Source organism: Xanthomonas sp. SI (assembly GCF_014236855.1).
Lineage (GTDB): Bacteria > Pseudomonadota > Gammaproteobacteria > Xanthomonadales > Xanthomonadaceae > Xanthomonas_A.
Map to the genome: position 1 here is coordinate 1,117,836 of NZ_CP051261.1, position 18,687 is coordinate 1,136,522.

General features: G+C 70.0%; 14 protein-coding genes. 8 read left to right on the plus strand and 6 right to left on the minus strand.

Going from position 1 to position 18,687, the window contains the following annotated elements; translation table 11 throughout:
• Nucleotides 1-22: 22 nt before the first annotated feature.
• The 6 genes from HEP75_RS04770 (at nt 23) to HEP75_RS04795 (ending at nt 7,166) form a co-directional block, all read left to right on the plus strand.
• The gene (locus HEP75_RS04770) at nt 23-1,042 is read left to right on the plus strand and encodes a MoxR family ATPase (protein WP_185822347.1); all 1,020 of its coding nucleotides are present in this window, start codon (nt 23-25) and stop codon (nt 1,040-1,042) included.
• A 122-nt stretch (nt 1,043-1,164) separates the two neighbouring features.
• Nucleotides 1,165-2,094, plus strand: coding sequence for a DUF58 domain-containing protein (locus HEP75_RS04775; protein ID WP_185825623.1), 930 nt, complete (start codon nt 1,165-1,167; stop codon nt 2,092-2,094).
• Nucleotides 2,091-2,546: a DUF4381 family protein gene (locus HEP75_RS04780; protein WP_185825624.1), complete on the plus strand. Its 456-nt coding sequence runs from the start codon at nt 2,091-2,093 to the stop codon at nt 2,544-2,546. The genes HEP75_RS04775 and HEP75_RS04780 overlap by 4 nt, the downstream gene beginning before the upstream one ends.
• Nucleotides 2,543-3,574 (plus strand): VWA domain-containing protein, encoded by a 1,032-nt coding sequence (locus HEP75_RS04785; protein ID WP_185825625.1) that lies wholly within the window; start codon nt 2,543-2,545, stop codon nt 3,572-3,574. Before HEP75_RS04780 ends, HEP75_RS04785 begins: the two co-directional genes overlap by 4 nt.
• Entirely contained in the window at nt 3,571-5,394 is a 1,824-nt protein-coding gene (locus tag HEP75_RS04790; RefSeq protein ID WP_185825626.1) for a tetratricopeptide repeat protein, read from the plus strand. Before HEP75_RS04785 ends, HEP75_RS04790 begins: the two co-directional genes overlap by 4 nt.
• Before the next feature lie 41 nt (nt 5,395-5,435).
• Nucleotides 5,436-7,166 (plus strand): BatD family protein, encoded by a 1,731-nt coding sequence (locus HEP75_RS04795; protein WP_185826498.1) that lies wholly within the window; start codon nt 5,436-5,438, stop codon nt 7,164-7,166.
• A gap of 643 nt (nt 7,167-7,809) precedes the next feature.
• Here the strand turns inward: HEP75_RS04795 and HEP75_RS04800 are convergent.
• On the minus strand, nt 7,810-8,799 hold the full coding sequence (locus HEP75_RS04800; protein ID WP_185825627.1) for a hypothetical protein: 990 nt from the start codon (nt 8,797-8,799) through the stop codon (nt 7,810-7,812).
• A gap of 749 nt (nt 8,800-9,548) precedes the next feature.
• On the opposite strand from HEP75_RS04800, the gene HEP75_RS04805 reads away from it, so the two are divergent.
• A complete protein-coding gene (locus HEP75_RS04805; protein ID WP_185825628.1) occupies nt 9,549-10,862 on the plus strand; it encodes a dicarboxylate/amino acid:cation symporter in 1,314 nt (437 codons plus the stop codon).
• A 152-nt stretch (nt 10,863-11,014) separates the two neighbouring features.
• Nucleotides 11,015-13,015 carry a transketolase gene (gene tkt, locus HEP75_RS04810; RefSeq protein WP_185825629.1) on the plus strand — a complete coding sequence of 667 codons (2,001 nt, stop codon included), beginning with the start codon at nt 11,015-11,017 and terminating at the stop codon, nt 13,013-13,015.
• A 218-nt stretch (nt 13,016-13,233) separates the two neighbouring features.
• Here tkt and HEP75_RS04815 read toward each other — a convergent pair whose 3' ends face one another.
• From HEP75_RS04815 to HEP75_RS04835, 5 genes are all read right to left on the minus strand, one after another.
• Nucleotides 13,234-13,953 carry a DUF2894 domain-containing protein gene (locus tag HEP75_RS04815; protein WP_185825630.1) on the minus strand — a complete coding sequence of 240 codons (720 nt, stop codon included), beginning with the start codon at nt 13,951-13,953 and terminating at the stop codon, nt 13,234-13,236.
• Complete coding sequence (locus HEP75_RS04820) at nt 13,943-14,593, minus strand: OmpA family protein (RefSeq protein ID WP_185825631.1); 651 nt, start codon at nt 14,591-14,593, stop codon at nt 13,943-13,945. The genes HEP75_RS04815 and HEP75_RS04820 overlap by 11 nt, the downstream gene beginning before the upstream one ends.
• The gene (locus tag HEP75_RS04825; RefSeq protein WP_185825632.1) at nt 14,590-16,926 is read right to left on the minus strand and encodes a DUF802 domain-containing protein; all 2,337 of its coding nucleotides are present in this window, start codon (nt 16,924-16,926) and stop codon (nt 14,590-14,592) included. Before HEP75_RS04825 ends, HEP75_RS04820 begins: the two co-directional genes overlap by 4 nt.
• 10 nt (nt 16,927-16,936) lie before the next feature.
• Nucleotides 16,937-17,668 (minus strand): DUF3348 domain-containing protein, encoded by a 732-nt coding sequence (locus HEP75_RS04830; protein WP_185815415.1) that lies wholly within the window; start codon nt 17,666-17,668, stop codon nt 16,937-16,939.
• A gap of 304 nt (nt 17,669-17,972) precedes the next feature.
• Nucleotides 17,973-18,683 carry a M23 family metallopeptidase gene (locus tag HEP75_RS04835; RefSeq protein ID WP_185825633.1) on the minus strand — a complete coding sequence of 237 codons (711 nt, stop codon included), beginning with the start codon at nt 18,681-18,683 and terminating at the stop codon, nt 17,973-17,975.
• Nucleotides 18,684-18,687 lie beyond the last annotated feature (4 nt).

Sequence of the window (18,687 nt, forward strand, 5' to 3'; positions counted from 1 at the left end):
GCCGATGGGTCAAACTCGGCACATGAACACCACGCCCTCCAGCTTCGATCCCACTCCCGCCGCGCCCGAGCAGCAGCGCCTGCACGCGGCGTTCCTTGCCCTGCGCGACGGCCTGTCCGAAACCATCGTCGGCCAGTCCGCGTTGGTGGAGCGCTTGCTGATCGCGCTGCTCGCCGATGGCCACCTGCTGGTCGAAGGCGCGCCTGGCTTGGCCAAGACCACCGCGATCCGCGCGCTGGCCGCGCGGCTGGAAGCGGATTTCGCCCGTGTCCAGTTCACCCCGGACCTGTTGCCGGCCGACCTGACCGGGACCGAGGTATGGCGTCCGCAGGAAAGCCGCTTCGAGTTCCTGCCCGGGCCGATCTTCCATCCGATTCTGCTCGCCGACGAGATCAACCGCGCGCCGGCCAAGGTGCAGTCGGCGTTGCTGGAAGCCATGGGCGAGCGCCAGGTCACCGTCGGCCGGCATACCTATGCGCTGCCGAAGCTGTTCCTGGTGATGGCGACGCAGAACCCGATCGAGCAGGAAGGCACGTTCCCGCTGCCGGAAGCGCAGCTGGACCGGTTCCTGATGCATGTGCGGATCGGCTATCCGGAGGCCGCCGCCGAGGCCGAGATCCTGCGCCTGGCGCGCGAGCGCGCACGCGAAACCCTGGACCACGGCGAAGCGCCGCCGCCGCGGATGCCACTGGACGACGTGTTCGCCGCGCGCCGTGCAGTGCTGTCGCTGCACATGGCGCCGCCGCTGGAGCGCTACCTGATCGAACTGGTGCTGGCCTCGCGCGACGCCAGCGGCTACGACCCGGCACTGGCGCGGCGCATTGCCTGGGGCGCGAGTCCGCGCGGCTCGATCGCGCTGGAGCGCTGCGCGCGCGCACGTGCCTGGCTGGCGGGACGCGATTTCGTGACCCCCGACGACGTGCGCGCCGTCGCGCCGGACGTGTTGCGCCATCGCGTGCTGCCCAGCTACGAAGCCACGGCCGAGGGCTGGGACGGCGATCGTCTGGTCGCAGCGCTGCTGGACAAGGTGCCGCCGCCTTGAGCGAGCGGCAGCGCCAATCCGGGCGGCCGCAGCGCCGCGGCACGGCGGCGTATCGCGCCGCCGCGCGGTCAGCGCGCGGCAGCGTGGCGCAGGCGAGGTAAGCGACCATGGCGGTGCAGGTGATGCCTCCGCAGACGCCACGCGCCGATGCCGCGACCGGCGCGGCCGGCGTGCGGCCGTCTCTGGCCGAACTGGTGGCGCTGCGCGCGACGGTGGCACGGGTGCCGCCGCCGCGGCGCGGCCGCCATGGCCTCAGCGGCAGTGCGCCGGCGGCGCTGCGCGGTCGCGGCATGGAGTACGCCGAGTCGCGCGAATACGTGGCCGGCGACGACGTGCGCCACATCGACTGGCGGCTCACCGCGCGTAGCGGGCGCACCCATACCAAGCTGTTCCAGGCCGAGCGCGAGCGGCTCAGCCTGATCGTGGCCGATACCGCGCCGACGCTGTATTTCGGCACCCGCGTGCGGTTCAAGTCGGTGCAGGCGGCGCGTGCGGGGGCGGTGGCGGCGTGGACCGCACAGCGCCAGGGCGACCGCCTGGCCGCCTTGCGCGGCAGCCGCAGCGAGGCGCCGGTACCGCCTGCGGCCGGGCCGCGCGGCGCATTGCGCGTGCTCGACGCGCTGGCGCGCTGGTACGCGCAACCGCCGCAGGACGATGCCGGCCTCGGCGTGGCGCTGGAACACGCGGCCAAGCTGCTGCGGCCGGGCTCGCGGCTGGTGGTGCTGGCCGATCCGGCCAGCGCGCATGCGATTCCGGCGGCGCGCTGGGCCGGGCTGGCGCTGCACAACGATGTGGTGCTGCTGCTGTTGGCCGACGCGCTGGAACTGCAGCCGCCGCGGGCGGCGTTGCCGTTCTGGGCCGGCGGGCGGCGGGTGGAAATCGATTTGCAGGCGGCCAGTGCGCAACAGCGCTGGCACGAACAATTCGTCGCGCCGCTGGAAACCCTGGCGGCCGAACTGCCCGGCCGCGGCGTGCAGGTGCGCGTGCTGCGCAGCGATGCGGCCAGCGAATCCTGGCTGCTGCCGGTGCCCGGCGGGAGCGCGCCGCGATGACGCCGCAACAGCTGCCGTTGCGCGATGTGCATCTGCCGCCGGCGCCGCCGTGGTGGCCGCCGGCGCCGGGCTGGTTGCTGCTCGGCGCAGCGCTGTTGTTGGCGCTGGGGATCGCGCTCGGCCTGTGGGCCTGGCGGCGCGCGCGCCTGCGCCGCTGGCAGCGCCAGTTCGATGCGGCGCTCGTTACCGGCGCTGCGCCGGCGCAAGTGGCCGCGGTGTCGGAACTGCTGCGCCGCGCAGCGCGGCGGCGCGACCCGGCCGCCGCCGCATTGCAGGGCGAGCCATGGCTGCGCTTCCTCGACGGCGGCAAGCGCAAGGACTTCTCCGTGGGACCGGGCCGCGTGCTGCTCGATGGCGGCTATCGGCGCGACCTGGAGCATGCGCAACTGCAGGCGCTGCTGCCGCTGGCGCGGCGCCGCTTCCTCGAGCTGATGGGCGGGCGCCGCGCATGATGGCGATGGGCACGCTCTCGCAGCACTGGCAAAGCTTCAGCGATCTGCTCGCCGGATTCGCCTGGCCGTGGATGTGGCTGGCGATGCCGTTGCCGCTGCTGGCGCGCCTGCTGCTGCCGGCGCAGCGCGGCAGCGCGCCGGCCCTGCGCGTGCCGTATGGCGCGCAGCTGCAGGCGGTAGCGGCTGCGCCCGCGCGCGGCGGCTTGTGGCGGGTCGGCCTGTGGCTGACATGGCTGGCCTGGTTCTGCCTGTGCGGTGCGGCGGCGCGGCCGTTGCAACTGGGCGAGCCGATCTCGCCGCCGCAGCAGGCGCGGCAACTGATGCTGGCGGTGGACCTGTCCGGCAGCATGAGCGAGCCGGACATGACCCTGGGTGGGCGCGTGGTCGACCGACTGACCGCGGCCAAGGCGGTGCTGGCCGACTTCCTCGATCGCCGCGACGGCGACCGCATCGGCCTGCTGGTATTCGGCCAGCAGGCGTATGCGCTGACCCCGCTGACCGCCGACCTGGCGACGGTGCGCGACCAGTTGCGCGACAGCGTGGTCGGCCTGGCCGGACGCGAGACCGCGCTCGGCGATGCGATCGCGCTGTCGGTCAAGCGCCTGCGCGAGCAACCGCAGGGCGACCGGGTGCTGATCGTGCTGACCGATGGCGTCAACACCGCCGGCGTGCTGGAACCGAGCAAGGCGGCGGAGCTGGCCAAGGCCGAACACGTGCGCGTCTACACCATCGCCTTCGGCGGCGCCGGCGGCTATTCGCTGTTCGGCTTGCCGATGCCCGGTGGCGGCGGCGACGACCAGGTCGACGAGGACACCTTGCGCAAGATCGCGCAGGACACCGGCGGGCGTTTCTTCCGCGCCCGCGACACAGAGCAACTGGTCTCGATCTATGCCGAGCTGGAGCGGCTGGAACCGGTGCGTTCGGCCGGTCCGGCGGTGCGCCCGCGGATCGAGCGCTATGCGTGGCCGCTGGGCGCGGCGCTGCTGCTGGGACTGATCGCCTTCGTGTGGCCATGGAGGCGGCAATGAACGCCGTGCTCGGTTTCCTGGAGGCGTTGCATCTGCTGCGTCCGCAGTGGCTGTGGGCGTTGGCGTTGCTGCCGGTGCTGGGCTGGAGCTGGCTGCGCCGGCGCCGGCGCAGCAACGTGTGGCGGTACGCGGTGGACGCGCACCTGTTGCCGCATCTGCTGGCGAAGGAGGATGGGCGGCAATCGCTGTCCGGGTTGTGGCTGGCCGCGCTCGGCTACGTGCTCGCGGTCGTGGCGCTGTCCGGGCCGAGCTGGCGCCAGGAACAGCAGCCGCTGTGGCAGTCGCGCACGCCGCTGGTGATCGCGCTGGATCTGTCGCCGCGGATCGAGGCCGGCGACCTGCCGCCGTCGCGATTGCTGCAGGCGCGCGCCAAGCTGGCGACGCTGCTGCGCGAGCGTGCCGGCGGCGAAGTCGCGTTGCTGGCCTACGCCGGCGAACCCTACACCGTCGCGCCGTTGACCGACGACGCGGCCAACGTCGCCCTGTTCCTGGACGCGCTGTCGCCGCAGGTGATGCCGGCGCCTGGACAGCGCAGCGACCTGGCTATCGATTGGGCGGCACAGCTGCTGCGCCAGGCCGGGTTCACCCGCGGCGACATCCTGCTGCTCAGCGACCAGGCCGACGCGCAGGCGCAGCAGGCCGCGGCGCGCGCGGCCGGGCAGGGCTACCGGGTGTCGGCGCTGGGATTGGGAACCGCGCAGGGCGCGGCCTATCGCGACGGCCAGGGCGGCGTCGGCCACGCGCAGCTGGATGCCGGTTCGCTGCAGGCACTGGCGAGCGCCGGCAACGGCCGCTACGCCGCGTTGACGCCCACCGATGCCGATCTGCGCGGCCTGGGCGTGCTGCAACCGGCGCAGCAGCAGGACGCGACAGCCGCTGGCGAGCACAGCGGCCGGGTCTGGCTGGACCAGGGTTATTGGTTGCTGCCGCCGCTATTGCTGCTGGCCCTGTTCGCGTTCCGCCGCCGCGGTGGCGCTACGTTGCTGCTGGTGTTGTTGCTGCCGTTGGCGATGCCGCTGCCGGCGCACGCGGCGGCAGCCGAAGCGGTCGCCGGCGATTGGTGGCGGCGTGCCGACCAGGTGCGCCAGCAGCGCCTGGATGCGGGCGTGCAGGCCTACCGCAAGGGCGATTTCGCCGCCGCGCAGCAACAGTTCGAAGGCATCGACAGCGACCAGGGCTGGTACAACCTGGGCAATGCCCTGGCCCGCCAGGGCCGCTACGACGAGGCGATCGACGCCTACGACAAGGCGTTGCGGCAGCATCCGCAGATGCCCGATGCGGTCGCCAACCGCGCCGCGGTCGATGCCGCGCGCAAACGCCAGTCCGGGCAGAACGATTCCGCGCAGAACAAGCCGGGGCAGCAGGGCAAGGACCAATCGCAGCAGAGCCAGAAGGGCCAGTCGCAGCCGGACGCCGGCGGCGCGCCCAAGGGCCAGGATCCGTCGCAGGCTAAGGCGCCGGCGCCGGCGGATGCGCAAGGGCAGCCAGGGCAGCCAGGGCAGAAGAATGCGCAGTCGCAGGCGGGGTCCAAGCAGAAGGATGCGTCGCCGCCGGGGCCACCGAAGCCGGGCGATGCGCAGGCGCAGCAGCAGGCCGACGCGGCGCAGCGCCAGCAGATGCAACAGGCGATGGCGCAGCAGGGCGCGGCAGGCAAGGAGGCGGCCGCACGCGCTGCCGCCGCTGCCGCGGAAACCCCGCAGCAGCGCGAACAGCGCCAGGCGGTGGAGGCATGGCTGCGGCGGGTGCCGGACGATCCGGGCAACCTGCTGCGCGCCAAATTCAAGCTCGAACACGAACGCAGGCAGCGGGAAGGACCATGATCGAACGCAAGCAACGCCGCTGGCGCGGGGGCGTGTCCGCGATGCGGATGCGATCGGCACTGCTGACGGTGTGGGCAGCGTTACTGCTGACCGCGCTGGCGCTGCCGGCCGCGGCCGCCACCCGTGCCTGGCTGGACCGCGACAGCATCGGCGCCGGCGAGAGCGTCACCCTCAACATCGAGACCGACCAGGGCCTGGCGGCGCCGGAGTACGCGCCGCTGCGCGCGCAGTTCGCGCTCAGCGACGAGGTCAACAGCCGGCAGATGCAGATGGTCAACGGCCAGGTCACCGCCAAGTCGCTGTTCGGCGTGGCGCTGACCCCACGCGACACCGGCACGATCGACATTCCGTCGTTGCGGGTGGGCAACGAGCGCACCGCGCCGCTGCGGCTGCAGGTCGCCCCGGCCGTGCCGGCGCCGGCCGGCAGCACCCGCGCGGGCGATCCGGCGCAACTCGGCAATGCCGACGTGTTCGTGCAGACCGTGGCCGACGACGCGCAGCCGTATGTGCAGCAAAGCGTCGGCGTGGTGGTGCGGCTGTACCTGGGCGTGCCGCTGACCTCGGGCGAACTGGATCTGGATCCGCCGGCCGGCGCCGCGCTGCAGCGCATCGGCGACGATGTGCAGAGCCGGCGCGAAATCGACGGACGCATGTTCACCATCGTCGAGCGCCGCTACCTGCTGGTGCCCGAGCGCAGCGGGCCGTTGACGCTGCCCGGCGCGCGCTTCCGCGGCCGCGGCCCCAGCGGCTTCTTCGACGATTATTTCGGCCGCGGCGGCGACCTCAGCGCGCGCAGTGCGGCGCAGACCCTGCAGGTGCGCGCGCAACCGGCCAATGCGCCGCAGCCGTGGCTGCCGCTGCACGACCTGCGCCTGCGCTACACCGCCACGCCGCAGCGTGCGGCGGTGGGCGAGGCGGCCGACATCGTGGTCGAGGCCAGCGCGCGCGGCGCCACCCAGGCGCAGTTTCCGGAGCTGCCGACGCCAAGTGTGGATGGCGCGCAGGTGTTCGCCGAGCCGCCGCAGTTCGATGAGAAGTTCGTCGACGGCAGCCCGCAACTGAAGATCACCCGGCGCTACTCGATCGTGCCGCAAACCGCGGGGCCGTTGCGGGTCAGCGGGCTGCGCGTGCCGTGGTGGGACGTGGCGGCCGGCAGCGCGCGCGAGGCCAGCTTGCCCGATCTGGACCTGCAGGTGCTGCCCGGGCGTGCCGCACCCGCTGCGCCTGCGGCGCCGGCCAGCGCAGCGGCGCCGAGCGTGGACACGGCGCCGGCCGGCAATGCGGTGACGCCGACTCACGCAGTGTCCGGATGGCGCGGGTCGTTGCCGCTATGGATGGCGCTCGCCGCGCTGTTCGCGCTGCTGTGGCTGGCGACGCTGGTGTGGGCTTGGCGCCGCGGCCGCAACCGCGGTGCGCCTGCACCGGCCGGCGCATACGCTGCGCCGGCTGCGGTGGGGGCTGCGCCACGCGCGCGCTACGGCCTGCCCGACCTGCGCAAGGCGCTGGATGCCGGCGGCCTGGACGAGGTCGCCGCGATCCTGTGCGCGCAGGCCGGCGTCGCCGACCTCGATGCGCTGCTGACCCGCCTGGACGATCCCGCGCAACGCGAAGCGGTGCTGCGCCTGCAACGCGCGCGCTGGGGCGGTGCAGGCGATGTGCCCGGCGCGCGCGCCGCGCTGCGCCAGGCGTTCTGGGCCGGGCCGCGTTGGCGCGACGCGCCGCGCAAGCATGGCAAGGACGAGCTGCCGCCGCTGTATCCGCGCGACGCGTAAGGCGTTTCTCGCGGACAAGATAATCTGGCGCGAGGTAGCGCCTGGCTGCACGCCTTGGCGCCCGGCGACGTTGGTGTCGGTGATTTCCCGCATGCCGCCGCGGTACGGGCGCCAGTCTCGCGCCTGCGCTCGCCGCCTCGTGCGGCACGCCACGGCCGAGATGGTGCTGGTACGCGGCAACTACGACCGCTATGCAAGCGCCCCGCTAACGGCCCTGGGCACAGCGGCGGTGGATGCGCTCTGGTCCGCCGGCCGCTCGCGTGCTGCCACCGTCCGCAGACCCCATCCCACGCCATGTGCTGGCCAGTCACGTGCGCCCGTCCGCGGTGCTGCGGGGCCGCGCGCGACGCCGTGCGTTAGCCGTGCTTCGGCATCGCCCCCGCAGCCGGCGCTGCTGCCGGGGTTCGGCTTCTTCACCGGCACCGCCCACGTTGAAGTCTGATACGGCGCAGCGGATGTTCGCCTTGGAGGGCGGGCCGGTCTCGCCGGCACCGCCCGTCCGCGTCCAAGGAGATGATTCGAACATGGCTGTTGTCGGCCATTGCCTCGATCCGACGTCCTGCGTCTATGCCGGATGCGAGCGTTGATGGCTTGTAAGCGGCAAGGCGCGCTCATCAGCTACGGTAGGGCAAGGCGCCAAATTTCAATACCGGGTGATGACCGAATGGTCCGACCAAAGAACACCCACTTTCAGCATGCCTTCCTGCCTGACTGGCCCCAGCACCCAAGTGTTGGGATCATTGCCGGCTGCGATGTGCCGCAGGTCCATGGCCTCGGTCTGGGCAAATACCCCGTCCACCCGGTAATCGTTCAAATCCCAGCTGGCTTTCAGCTGTTCCGGCAGGCCTTCGTTGTAAGCCTGGACCATGTTCGCGAGGTTTTGACGGGTGATGCAGGTGTGGTAGAAACGCTCTTCGTTGAGCGGGACCCGGCCGATGACGGAATCGTCCGAACCAGGCGCTTTCGTCGTGAATAGACCATTCTCCTTGGCCAGCGAATACATGTAGCGGCCTACTTCGGCGTTGCCCCAGCCTTCACCGGTGCCTTCGTTCCGGTTGGCCCAAAGTTTGATCGTCAAGTTGATGTTCTTGCCCAGCCTGGTGTCCTGGATGAAGACCGAAAAATAGCTTTGCACCTTGGGGTCGCTTTCTCCGGAGAAGTAGGTCACCTTGTGCCGCGCCGCAAAGCACACTCGACTATTGGGTCCAAAGGACCAGTTGTGGATCTGGTTGTTGTCCAGCGAGCCCCCGAATGCGCCGTCCATCTTGTAGTCGACAGCGCCGTCATGCGCGTAGGTATTCAAGAATACGCCCGCCTTGCCTCCTCCCATGTTGAAGCTCGTACTGCCATAGTGGGTGGCATTGAAGCTGGCTTGATTCGCCGCTTGTACAGGTGCGCCGGCCTGAGTGAAGGCATTCACGTCCCACAGTGCGTGCAGCGGAAAGTCCACCGCGCTGCCGTGACCTTCATTGAATAGATAGTAGCCCTTGGGTTGGTGCGCCTTGCCCGCCAACCCGCCTGCCCACTCGGTACCGGATGCGCGTTGCCAGATTTCATTCTCGGCCTTCACTGTCGTTGCTGTGCCAGTCAAGGCGGCGGTAGCCAACGTCAGGGCGAACAGAGTCTTCTTCATGGGTTTCCTTTTTTGTGCCGATATTGGCGTCGAGCGAAATGCTCGAGGGGACTGATTCCAGTGCTGTCCCCGCGCTTCAATTTAGCTATCCAGCAATGTCGGAAATAAGATTTCCAGCACAATAAAAAGATTCGGCTGTCAATTATTCCAAGCCGTGTGCCAGTTTCTAGTTGCAGCATGGCCGATACGCCCAGCTATGGCTGCATCTCTGCGTACGGGGCACGGTTGGCGGCATGTGCGATGCACTGCTGATCGCCGGCTGCGCCTCCAGCGATGGTCGCTGCGATCGAGGAATTACGTCGAATCGCCTCGCTGCGACCTGCTCCCAAAGAGGTACGCCCTGCGCTTGCACAGGTTGCGCGAGTTCTCGGCGAATGTCTGCTGGACGATGCAGGACGCGTAGTGGATGTAGTTCGGCAGCGAGCGCGGACGGCGCCGCGGGTCCAGCGGCAGGCGCGGTTATCGTGCGTCCAAGCCAACTACGCGCCACGTTCCCGGCATGCCTTCGGCGCGAAGCACTGCGTGTGACGGTAGAGCGCGGGGCTGCGCGGAAGATCGACGCGGCAAGAGCGGGATGGTGAGGCCGGTCGGCATCGCGCATTCTGCGTGGTGGACGACGTGACCACGCTCTAGGGCACGGATCGGCATGCCACCGCGCCTGTGCGCGCCTCGCTCGCCGCCCGCGCACGCTTGCAGGCCACCGGTGCGGGTTTGTTAAGCTCGCGGTTCTTTCCTGCAAGGCACACACCATGACCGACACCCCCGTGAAGGCCAAGACCGGCATGCCTTTGCATTGGAAAATGGCGATCGGCTTCGCTTTCGGGCTGGTGTTCGGCCTGGCGGTGCACATGAGCGTGGGCGGCGATGCGGCCTGGGTGCAGGCGCTGACCAAGTACCTGACCACGCCGTTGTCCAAGCTGTTCCTCAGCCTGATCTTCATGCTGATCGTGCCGCTGCTGTTCTCGGCGTTGGTGATGGGCATTTCCGAGATGGGCGACATCCGCGCGCTGGGCCGGATCGGCTGGAAGACGCTCGGCTATACGGTGGTGCTGTCCGGCATCGCCGTGCTGCTCGGGCTGGTGCTGGTCAACGTGCTCAAGCCGGGCATCGGCGTGGACCACGCCCTGGCGCAGCAGTTGCTGCAGCAGAACGCCGAGCGCGCCGCGCAGATCGTCGACCAGAGCAAGCAGCAGCCGCGCGGGATGGACATGCTGCTGTCGATCGTGCCCGACAACGTGGTCGCCGCCGCCTCCAGCAACGGCGCGATCCTGTCGCTGATGTTCTTCGCGGTGATGTTCGGCGTGGGCATGGTGCTCAGCGACGACGCCAAGGTGGCGACGCTGCGGCGCGGCATCGAGGGTGTCTTCGAGATCTCGATGACCCTGATCGGGCTGGTGATCCGCCTGGCGCCGTACGCGGTGGCCTGCTTCATGTTCAACCTGGCGGCGCTGTTCGGCTTCGAACTGTTGATCCGGCTCGGTGCCTACGTCGGCGTGGTGGTGCTGGCGCTGGGCCTGCACATGGTGGTGACCTACGGGCTGGCGGTGAAGTTGGCCGGGCGCTCGCCGCTGGCGTTCTTCCGCGCCACCCGTGAGGCCACGGTGATGGCGTTCTCCACCGCCTCCAGCAACGCCACCTTGCCCACCGCGCTGCGCGTGGCCGACGAGATGGGCCTGCCGAGCAAGGTGTCGCGCTTCGTGCTGACCGTCGGTGCCACCGCCAACCAGAACGGCACCGCGCTGTTCGAGGGCGTCACCGTGATCTTCCTCGCCCAGTTCTTCGGCGTGGAGCTGAGCATCGCGCAGCAGTTCATGGTGATGCTGGTGTGCATCCTCGGCGGCATCGGCACCGCCGGCGTGCCGTCCGGCTCGCTGCCGGTGGTGGCGCTGATCTGCGCGATGGTGGGAGTGGACCCGGTTGGCATCGGCATGATCCTGGGCGTCAACCATTTCCTGGATATGTGCCGCACGGCGCTGAACGTGACCGGCGACCTGGCGCTGACCACCCTGGTGGCGAAGGGCGAGGGGAACGACGCCGCGCCACGGGCGGCCGCGGTCGGCTGATCGGCTAATCGGCCGAGCGCGGCGGCGTCCGAGGCCGCCGCGGTCGCGGTCGTGGTCGCGTGTCCAGGTCCGGTGACTGTCCTGCGCTCCGGGCTGTGGGACAATGGTGGACCCGACGCCCCCGCGCCCGTTCCCTGTCCAATAGAACCCACATGACCACGCCTACTCGCCGCCAGCTCGCCAACGCGATCCGCTTCCTCGCCGCCGATGCGGTCGAGGCCGCCAAGTCCGGCCATCCCGGCATGCCGATGGGCATGGCCGACATCGCCGAAGTGCTGTGGAACGACTTCCTCAGCCACAATCCGAACAATCCGAAGTGGTTCAACCGCGACCGCTTCGTGCTCTCCAACGGCCACGGTTCGATGCTGCAGTACGCGCTGCTGCACCTGTCCGGCTACGACCTGCCGCTGGAGCAGCTGAAGCGCTTCCGCCAGCTGCACAGCAAGACCGCCGGCCACCCCGAGCGCAGCGAGACCCCCGGAGTGGAGACCACCACCGGCCCGCTCGGCCAGGGCTTCGCCAACGCGGTCGGTTTCGCGCTGGCCGAGAAACTGCTGGCGCAGCGCTACAACCGCCCCGAGCATCAGATCGTCGACCACCGCACCTGGGTATTCATGGGCGACGGCTGCATGATGGAAGGCATCTCGCACGAAGCCGCCTCGCTGGCCGGCACCTGGGGCCTGGGCAAGCTGGTCGCGTTCTGGGACAACAACCATATCTCCATCGACGGCAACACCGCCGGCTGGTTCAGCGACAACACCCCGGCGCGGTTCGAGGCCTATGGCTGGCACGTGCTGCGCGATGTCGACGGCCAGGATGCCGACGCGATCAAGGCCGCGATCGAGGCCGCCGTCGGCGAGAGCGACAAGCCGACCCTGATCTGCTGCCGCACTACCATCGGCTTCGGTGCGCCGAGCAAGGCCGGCAAGGAATCCTCGCACGGCGCGCCGCTGGGCAAGGACGAACTGGAAGGCGCACGCAAGGCGCTGCAGTGGCCGTACGGCCCGTTCGAGATTCCGCAGGAGATCTACGACGGCTGGCGCGCCGGTGGCGCCGGCACGCTGCGCCAGGCCGAGTGGGAGCAGGCGTTCGACAAGTACGCCAAGCAGTTCCCGGCCGAAGCCGCGGAGCTGACCCGCCGTTCGCACGGCGAACTGCCGGAGGACTTCATCGCCCAGGCCGACGCCTACATCGCCAAGCAGGCAAGCGAAGCGCAGACCATCGCCTCGCGCAAAGCCTCGCAGATGGCGATCGAGGCGTTCGCGCCGCTGCTGCCGGAACTGGTCGGCGGCTCGGCCGACCTGGCGCATTCCAACCTGACCCTGTGGAAGGCCAGCAAGTCGGTCGCCACCGACGACCCGAACGCCAACTACGTGTACTACGGCGTGCGCGAGTTCGGCATGACCGCGATCGCCAATGGTCTTGCGCTGCACGGCGGCTTCATCCCGTTCGACGCCACCTTCCTGGTGTTCAGCGACTACGCGCGCAACGGCGTGCGCATGAGCGCGTTGAACCCGGCGCATGCGATCCACGTCTACACCCACGATTCGATCGGCCTGGGCGAAGACGGTCCGACCCATCAGCCGGTGGAACACCTGGCCTCGCTGCGCTACATCCCCAACAACGACGTGTGGCGCCCGTGCGATACGGTGGAGTCGGCGGTGAGCTGGAAGGCTGCGATCACCCGCCAGGACGGCCCGAGCTGCCTGGTGTTCAGCCGCCAGAACCTGCCGTTCCAGGCGCGCAGCGACGCGCAGATCAAGCAGATCGAACGCGGCGGCTACGTGCTGGCCGATGCCGAGGGCGGCGCGCCGGACGTGATCCTGATCGGCACCGGTTCGGAAGTGGGCCTGGCCGTGGACGCGAAGAAGGTGCTGGATGCCGCGGGCCTGAAGACCCGTGTGGTGTCGATGCCGTCGACCGACGTGTTCGACCGCCAGGATGCGGCCTACCGCGAATCGGTGCTGCCGAACGCGGTGCGCAAGCGCGTGGCGGTGGAAGCCGGCGTCACCGGTTTCTGGCGCAAGTACGTGGGCCTGGATGGTGCGGTGGTCGGCATCGACACGTTCGGCGCCTCGGCACCGGCCGACGAACTGTACAAGTACTTCGAGATCACCGCCGAGCACGTGGTCGCGGCGGCGAAGGCGTTGTAACGCGGCGTCTTCCGCGGGAACGGAGAAGGCCGGCGCAAGCCGGCCTTTTTCTTGTGTGTGTGCCTCGCCTAATCAGAAGCGCACTCTGTAGGAGCGGCTTCAGCCGCGACAGGTTTTCTGAGGCAGCCTGTCGCGGCTGAAGCCGCTCCTGCAGAGGCGTTATCGGCCTGGATTGGGCCATGCGCCGGCACGCATTGCGGCCAGCGCCTGGCGGTGTTTCAACCGCGCTTGCGCGGCTTGCCGCGCGTCGGCTTCTTGCCGATGGCGGCGCCGGGTTTCTGCTGGGTCGCGAGTACGTCAGCGTCTTGCATCTGCTGCAGCCACGACAGCGCGTCGACGTAGGCCAGGAAATGCTGCAGATAGCCCGGCGATAGGGTGCGCATCAGCGCCAGCGCGCGGTGTACCAGCACACCGGAATTCAGCGGGCCGGCATCGGCAGGGGCCTGCTGCAGCGATTGCCGCAGCTGGCTGCGGCTGCGCAGCTCGGTCCACAGTCTGCGCGCATCATCGAGTGCGGGCAGTTGCTGCGCAGACTGCGGCGATATGGCGTTTGCCGCGTCGTTCGCGTTATGCGCGTTATGCGCGGCGCCGCCGGCGAACCGCTGCAGCAGTTCGCCGAGTGGGCTGCGCGCGGTCGCGCTTGTGGCCGGCGCGGTATCGGCATCGGCTACAGCGACGGCCTCGCTGTCGGTATCGATAGCGTCATGGGCATCGACGTCGGCGGTCGTCGCAGCCGACATCCTGGCCAGGTCCGCGGCATAGGCGTCGAGCAGCACGGACAGTTTCTGTTCGAGCAGGCGCCGCGCTTGGCCATGATGCCCATCGACGCGCCGCGCCAGCGCTTCGATGAAGCGGAAGCGCAGCGGATCCATGCGCTCGGCGTGCCGCTGCCGCCAGGCGCCGAGCAGTTCGCTGGCGGATGTCGCGTTATCGCGCATGCGCTCTCGCGGCAGACGTGGACAGCTTCGGCAGCGGCGCCATTTCCACGCGCCGGTTGCTGGCGCGTCCGGCTTCGTCGGTGTTCGGGCTGACCGGTTGCTGCGCGCCGAACGCGGCGGCGAACACCGCGTCGGCCGGCACGCCTTCTTCGATCAGCGCACGGGTCACGGTCAGCGCGCGCTGCGCCGACAGTTCCCAGTTGTCGGCGAACTGGCGGTTGCTGTCGCGCACCTGGCGGTCGTCGGTGAAGCCGCTGACCATCAGGATCTCGCCGCGCGCCTTGAGGTAACCGGCCAGTGGCGCGGCCAGGCTCTTCAACACCTCGCGCCCCTCGGGTTGCAACTGATCGGAATTGAGCGCGAACAGCACGCTGCCGCGGATGCCGATGCGGCCATCGACCAGGGTCACCCGGCCCGCCGCCAGCGGCGCGGCCAGCGCCTGTTCCAGAGTCTTGCGTTGCCGCGCCTCGGCCTGCCGCTGCCGGACTTCCTCGTCCAACTTGTTCGACAGCTGCAGTTGCACGCCGATCACGCCGATCAGGATCAGCACGAACGCGCCCAGCAACACCGACATCAGGTCGCCGAACACGGCCCAGATCGGCGCGCCTGATTCGGCGTCGATTTCCAGCTCGTCGCTCATGCCGCTTCGGCTCCGCCGTCGGCGTGCTGGCCGGGCAGCTGGCGCAATTCCTCGATGATCTGCTTCTGCGACAGCATGCTCAGGTCGATGACTTCGCGCGCCTGGGCTACGTAATAGGCCAGTTGCTCGTCGCTGCGCGCGAGCGACTTGTCCAGCGCCTGCTCGATGCCCTGCAGGCGCTCCAGCAGTGCCGCGTTCGATTGCCCGAACGCCTCCACCGCGCCGCCGAATGCATCACCCAGACTCGCCACCTCGGTGGCCCCGACCGCGACCTGCGCGGCGACCGATTCGAGCTTGCCGGTCTCCGCTTCGATGTGGTCGGTGAAGCGGGTGCCGACGCGTTCGAGCAGGTCGGCCGAGGTAGTGACCAGGGCGTCCACCGCGGTGCGTTGCTCGGTGGAGGCGTGGTTCACCGCGTCGAGCAAGGTGTGCAGCGTGTCCAGCAGGCGGCTGCGCTCTTCCAGCATGGCGGTGTCGCGGACCATGCTCTCGGAGAGTTTCTGGCGCAGTTCGGCGACGACATCGGCGGCGGCCTTGGGCGCTTCCGAGGCGGTCTGCACCAGGCGCGAGATCTCGGCGATGGTCTCGCTGGCATGCGCCTGGATCTGCGCCGCGATCGCGCCTGCGGTGCGTTCGAGGGTGTCGCAGATGTCCTCCTGGCGCTGCGCGATGCGCTCGCCGTTGCGCTCCCAGTCCGCGTTCAAGCCGGCGACCATCGTGGCGAAGGTGTCGGTCCACGTGGCCAGGCGCGCCTGGTCGCGCGCTTGCAGCGCGTCCTGCGATTGCGCGTGGGAATGCTGCATGGCCTCGACCAGCGCCGCCGCGCGCTGTTGCAGCGTTGCCGCGGCCGCGTCCAGCGCCTGCGCGTTGCGCTCGGCCAGGGCGGCGTTGACGTCCTCCTGGCGCGACAGCGCATCGCTCCAGGCCTGCTTGGCGCCATCCGCGGTGGCGTCGAGCCGTACCGAGATCGCGTCCAGCGCCTGTGCGTTACGTTCCGCCAACTGAGCGTTGATCGCTTCCTGGCGCGACAGCGCATCGCTCCAGGCCTGCTTGGCGCCATCCGCCGTGGCATCCAGGCGCACCGAGATGGCATCCAGCGCCTGCGCGTTGCGCTCCGCCAATTGCGCGTTGATCTCTTGCTGCCGCGACAGCGCATCGTTCCAGGCCTGCTTGGCACCATCCGCAGTGGCGTCCAGGCGCGCCGACACGGCATCCAGCACGCCGTTCGAGCGCGTCGCGAAGCTGTCGCCGAAGCCTTCCAGCGCGCTGCGCAGATCCTGGACCAGCGCCTGGTTGGTATCGCGCTGGCCGGCCAGTGCGGCCTCCCACGCCTGTGCGGCGCGCGCAGCGGCGTTCTCGAAGCCGCTGGCCAGGCCGTCCAGCTGGCGTTGCACGGCCTGGCCGACGTGCTCGTGCAGCGTGGCGGTTTCGCGCGCCAGGCCGTCCAGGGTGGCCTGCATCACCGGCTGCAGCGCCGCGCCGAGCGCGCGCGCGTTCTCCGCGACGCCGGCCTGCAGCGACTGCTCCACCGCGCCGGCCAGGCGCGTGTAGGCGGCCTCGGTCCTGGCGTGGAAGGCGTCCTGGTTGCTGGCCAGGCGTTCGCCGCTGGCCGCGCCCTGTTGCTCGATGCCGGCTGCCATCGCCTGCAGCCGGTCGATCAAGGCCGGCATCAATTCGGTCTGCCGCTGCAGCAGCTTGAACGCTTCGCTGCGCTGGAACGCCTGCGAATGGACGTGCAGGGTGGTCGCGATGGCCAGGTCGAGCGCTTGCACCGCCTGCAGCCGCTCGCGCCGGCAAAGTGCGGCGAGCAAGCCGAGCATCGCCGAGCTGGCCACGCCGGCGATGGAGGTGCCGAACGCGAAGCCCAGGCCCTTGACCGGTGCGGCCAGCGAGTCGCGGATGGCCTGCAGGTCGGTCGCGCTTTCCAGCGCCAGGCCGGTACCGCGCAGGGTCGCCATCATGCCCAGGAAGGTGCCGAGCATGCCCAGCAGGACCAGCAGGCCGACCAGGTACGGGGTCAGCCCCGGCGCCGGCAAGGCCACGCGCTCGCCGTCGATGCGCAGGCGCACCGCGTTGCGCAGGCTCGGATCCAGGCGTTGCAGCCAGCCGCCCAGGTCGGACCGCGCCGCCTCCGCGTCGTCCACGGCATGGACCAGCGTGACCGTGGCCTGCTGGTAGCGGTACAGCTCCAGCGCGCCGGCCACGTAGCACGCGCCGATCAGCAGCGCGAAGGAGATGCCTAGCGGATTGTTGCCGAGGTAGCCCACGCCGATCCAGCACACGGCGGCGAGGCCGGCCAGGAACACGACGGAATTGAAGAAGTTCTTGAACATGATGTCTCGGTCAGCGGGGGCGCAGCGCTGCGAGCAGCGCGTCGATGGGATGGAAGCGGACGTCCAGCTCGGCGCGCAGCACGTTGCGCATGTCCTGGCGGAACACGTCCAGCCAGGCGTTGGCGGTCGGTGCCTGAGCGGTGTCCGCCGTGTGCGTATCGGCCGCCGCGGCGGGCTCGGTGTCGCGCAGGCGTTCGAAATGCTGTTGCAGCAGCGCCGGCACGGCCGCCAGCAGGGTCTGTTCGCGCGGACTCAGGGTCAGCTCCATGACCGCATCCACGTCCGCCAGCCGCGCCATGTCGGCCGACGTGCGCGCCAGTGTGTCGCGCAGCTGGCCACGCAGGCGGCCGGTCGCGGTCAGCATCGAGCGCTGCAGCGCCAGGTAGCGCTGGCGGAACGGCGCATAGTCGAGCGGCGCGTTCGCGTCGGCGGCGTGGCCAGGCCGGGGGCCTTGCTTGCCGGCGTCCGCGGCGGTGTCGCTGGAAATCGCCTCCTCCAGCGCGCTGCGCACGCGCGCGCACTCGTGTGCGTCGACGCCCTCGAACGGCGCGTCGGCGTCGATGGCGGTCGGCCTGCCGTCCAGCGCCCTGGACACGGCCACGGCACGCGTCCAGTCGATCCATTGGCCGAGCCGGTCGGCCAGCGCGGGGCTGGACGGCGCGATGTCGGCGTCGGTGAGACGTGCGAGGAGGCGAATGAACGCCGGGCCCGGGACAGGCGGCCGTGGAAGAGCTTTCGCCATTGCTTCTGGGTAAAACCGGGAATTTTACACGCGAATGACATGGCGGGCCGGCCGGCGACCCCGGCGGCGGCCCGAAAGCCGGCTCACCGGTCCGGTGCGGTTCAAGCTGCGGTTTTTCGATTGCCGCCGGCAATGGCGCAGAGCGCCTTGCGTGGGCTTACTGCGGGAGCGGCTGCGCAGGCAAGCGTCGGTGGGGCGGAGGCCTGCGTTTCAAGGCGTTCGGCCATCGGCGGATCCAGACACGATGCGGACGTGCCTGCGCTCGCGCAGCCTGTGGAGACGCAACTTCAGGCCGCGCCTGCGCCTACAACCGCTGCTCGCCGCGCAGCAGCGGATACGGATTGAGCGATTCGCCCTTCCACCACTGCTTTTCCGGGCCCAGCCGGTGGATCTCGAAATGCAGGTGCGGCGCGCCGGGATCGGCATTGCCGGTGCTGCCGACATAGCCGAGCACCTGGCCGCGGCGGATCGTCTGTTTCTCCGCCAGTCCATCCGCGTAGCGCTGCAGGTGCGCGTAATAGTAGGCGTAGCGGCCGCTGGGTTCGAACTGGTACACGGTGAGGCCGCCGCGTTCGCTGTCGAACAGCTTCTCCACGCTGCCGTCGGCCACCGCCAGCACCGGCGTGCCGGCCGGCGCCAGGATGTCGATCGCGTCGTGGCGCCGGCCCTGGCTGCGCGCGTCGGTGAAGGTGTCCTGCAGCTGGTCGCGGCGCACGCCTTGTACCGGGATCAGTAGGTCATCGGATGCGTTCGCCGGCGCTGCCGCGGGGGCCTCTACGGCCGCGACAGGCTGCTCCGCCGGTGTGGCGTCCATCGCCACGGGGGCAGGCACCAGGGTAAGCGCCTCCCGCTGCGCCGGCGCCGTTGCCGGCGCTGCGGCGGGCGACATCGCCGGCGTGGCCGCCGCATCGTCGGCATGGGCAGCGCTGGGGCGCACCTGCACGCCGGCGCGCAGCACCCAGTAGCCGAGCGCTACCGCCATCACCAGCGCCGCCAGGCTGAGCAGGGTCTTCATCCGC

Bases quoted from the DNA above. Each gene is read 5' to 3' on its own strand.
- HEP75_RS04770 (WP_185822347.1), top strand. From the start codon at position 23: ATGAACACCACGCCCTCCAGCTTCGATCCCACTCCCGCCGCGCCCGAG.
- HEP75_RS04775 (WP_185825623.1), top strand. From the start codon at position 1,165: ATGCCTCCGCAGACGCCACGCGCCGATGCCGCGACCGGCGCGGCCGGC.
- HEP75_RS04780 (WP_185825624.1), top strand. From the start codon at position 2,091: ATGACGCCGCAACAGCTGCCGTTGCGCGATGTGCATCTGCCGCCGGCG.
- HEP75_RS04785 (WP_185825625.1), top strand. From the start codon at position 2,543: ATGATGGCGATGGGCACGCTCTCGCAGCACTGGCAAAGCTTCAGCGAT.
- HEP75_RS04790 (WP_185825626.1), top strand. From the start codon at position 3,571: ATGAACGCCGTGCTCGGTTTCCTGGAGGCGTTGCATCTGCTGCGTCCG.
- HEP75_RS04795 (WP_185826498.1), top strand. From the start codon at position 5,436: ATGCGGATGCGATCGGCACTGCTGACGGTGTGGGCAGCGTTACTGCTG.
- HEP75_RS04800 (WP_185825627.1), bottom strand. From the start codon at position 8,799: ATGAAGAAGACTCTGTTCGCCCTGACGTTGGCTACCGCCGCCTTGACT.
- HEP75_RS04805 (WP_185825628.1), top strand. From the start codon at position 9,549: ATGACCGACACCCCCGTGAAGGCCAAGACCGGCATGCCTTTGCATTGG.
- tkt (WP_185825629.1), top strand. From the start codon at position 11,015: ATGACCACGCCTACTCGCCGCCAGCTCGCCAACGCGATCCGCTTCCTC.
- HEP75_RS04815 (WP_185825630.1), bottom strand. From the start codon at position 13,953: ATGCGCGATAACGCGACATCCGCCAGCGAACTGCTCGGCGCCTGGCGG.
- HEP75_RS04820 (WP_185825631.1), bottom strand. From the start codon at position 14,593: ATGAGCGACGAGCTGGAAATCGACGCCGAATCAGGCGCGCCGATCTGG.
- HEP75_RS04825 (WP_185825632.1), bottom strand. From the start codon at position 16,926: ATGTTCAAGAACTTCTTCAATTCCGTCGTGTTCCTGGCCGGCCTCGCC.
- HEP75_RS04830 (WP_185815415.1), bottom strand. From the start codon at position 17,668: ATGGCGAAAGCTCTTCCACGGCCGCCTGTCCCGGGCCCGGCGTTCATT.
- HEP75_RS04835 (WP_185825633.1), bottom strand. From the start codon at position 18,683: ATGAAGACCCTGCTCAGCCTGGCGGCGCTGGTGATGGCGGTAGCGCTC.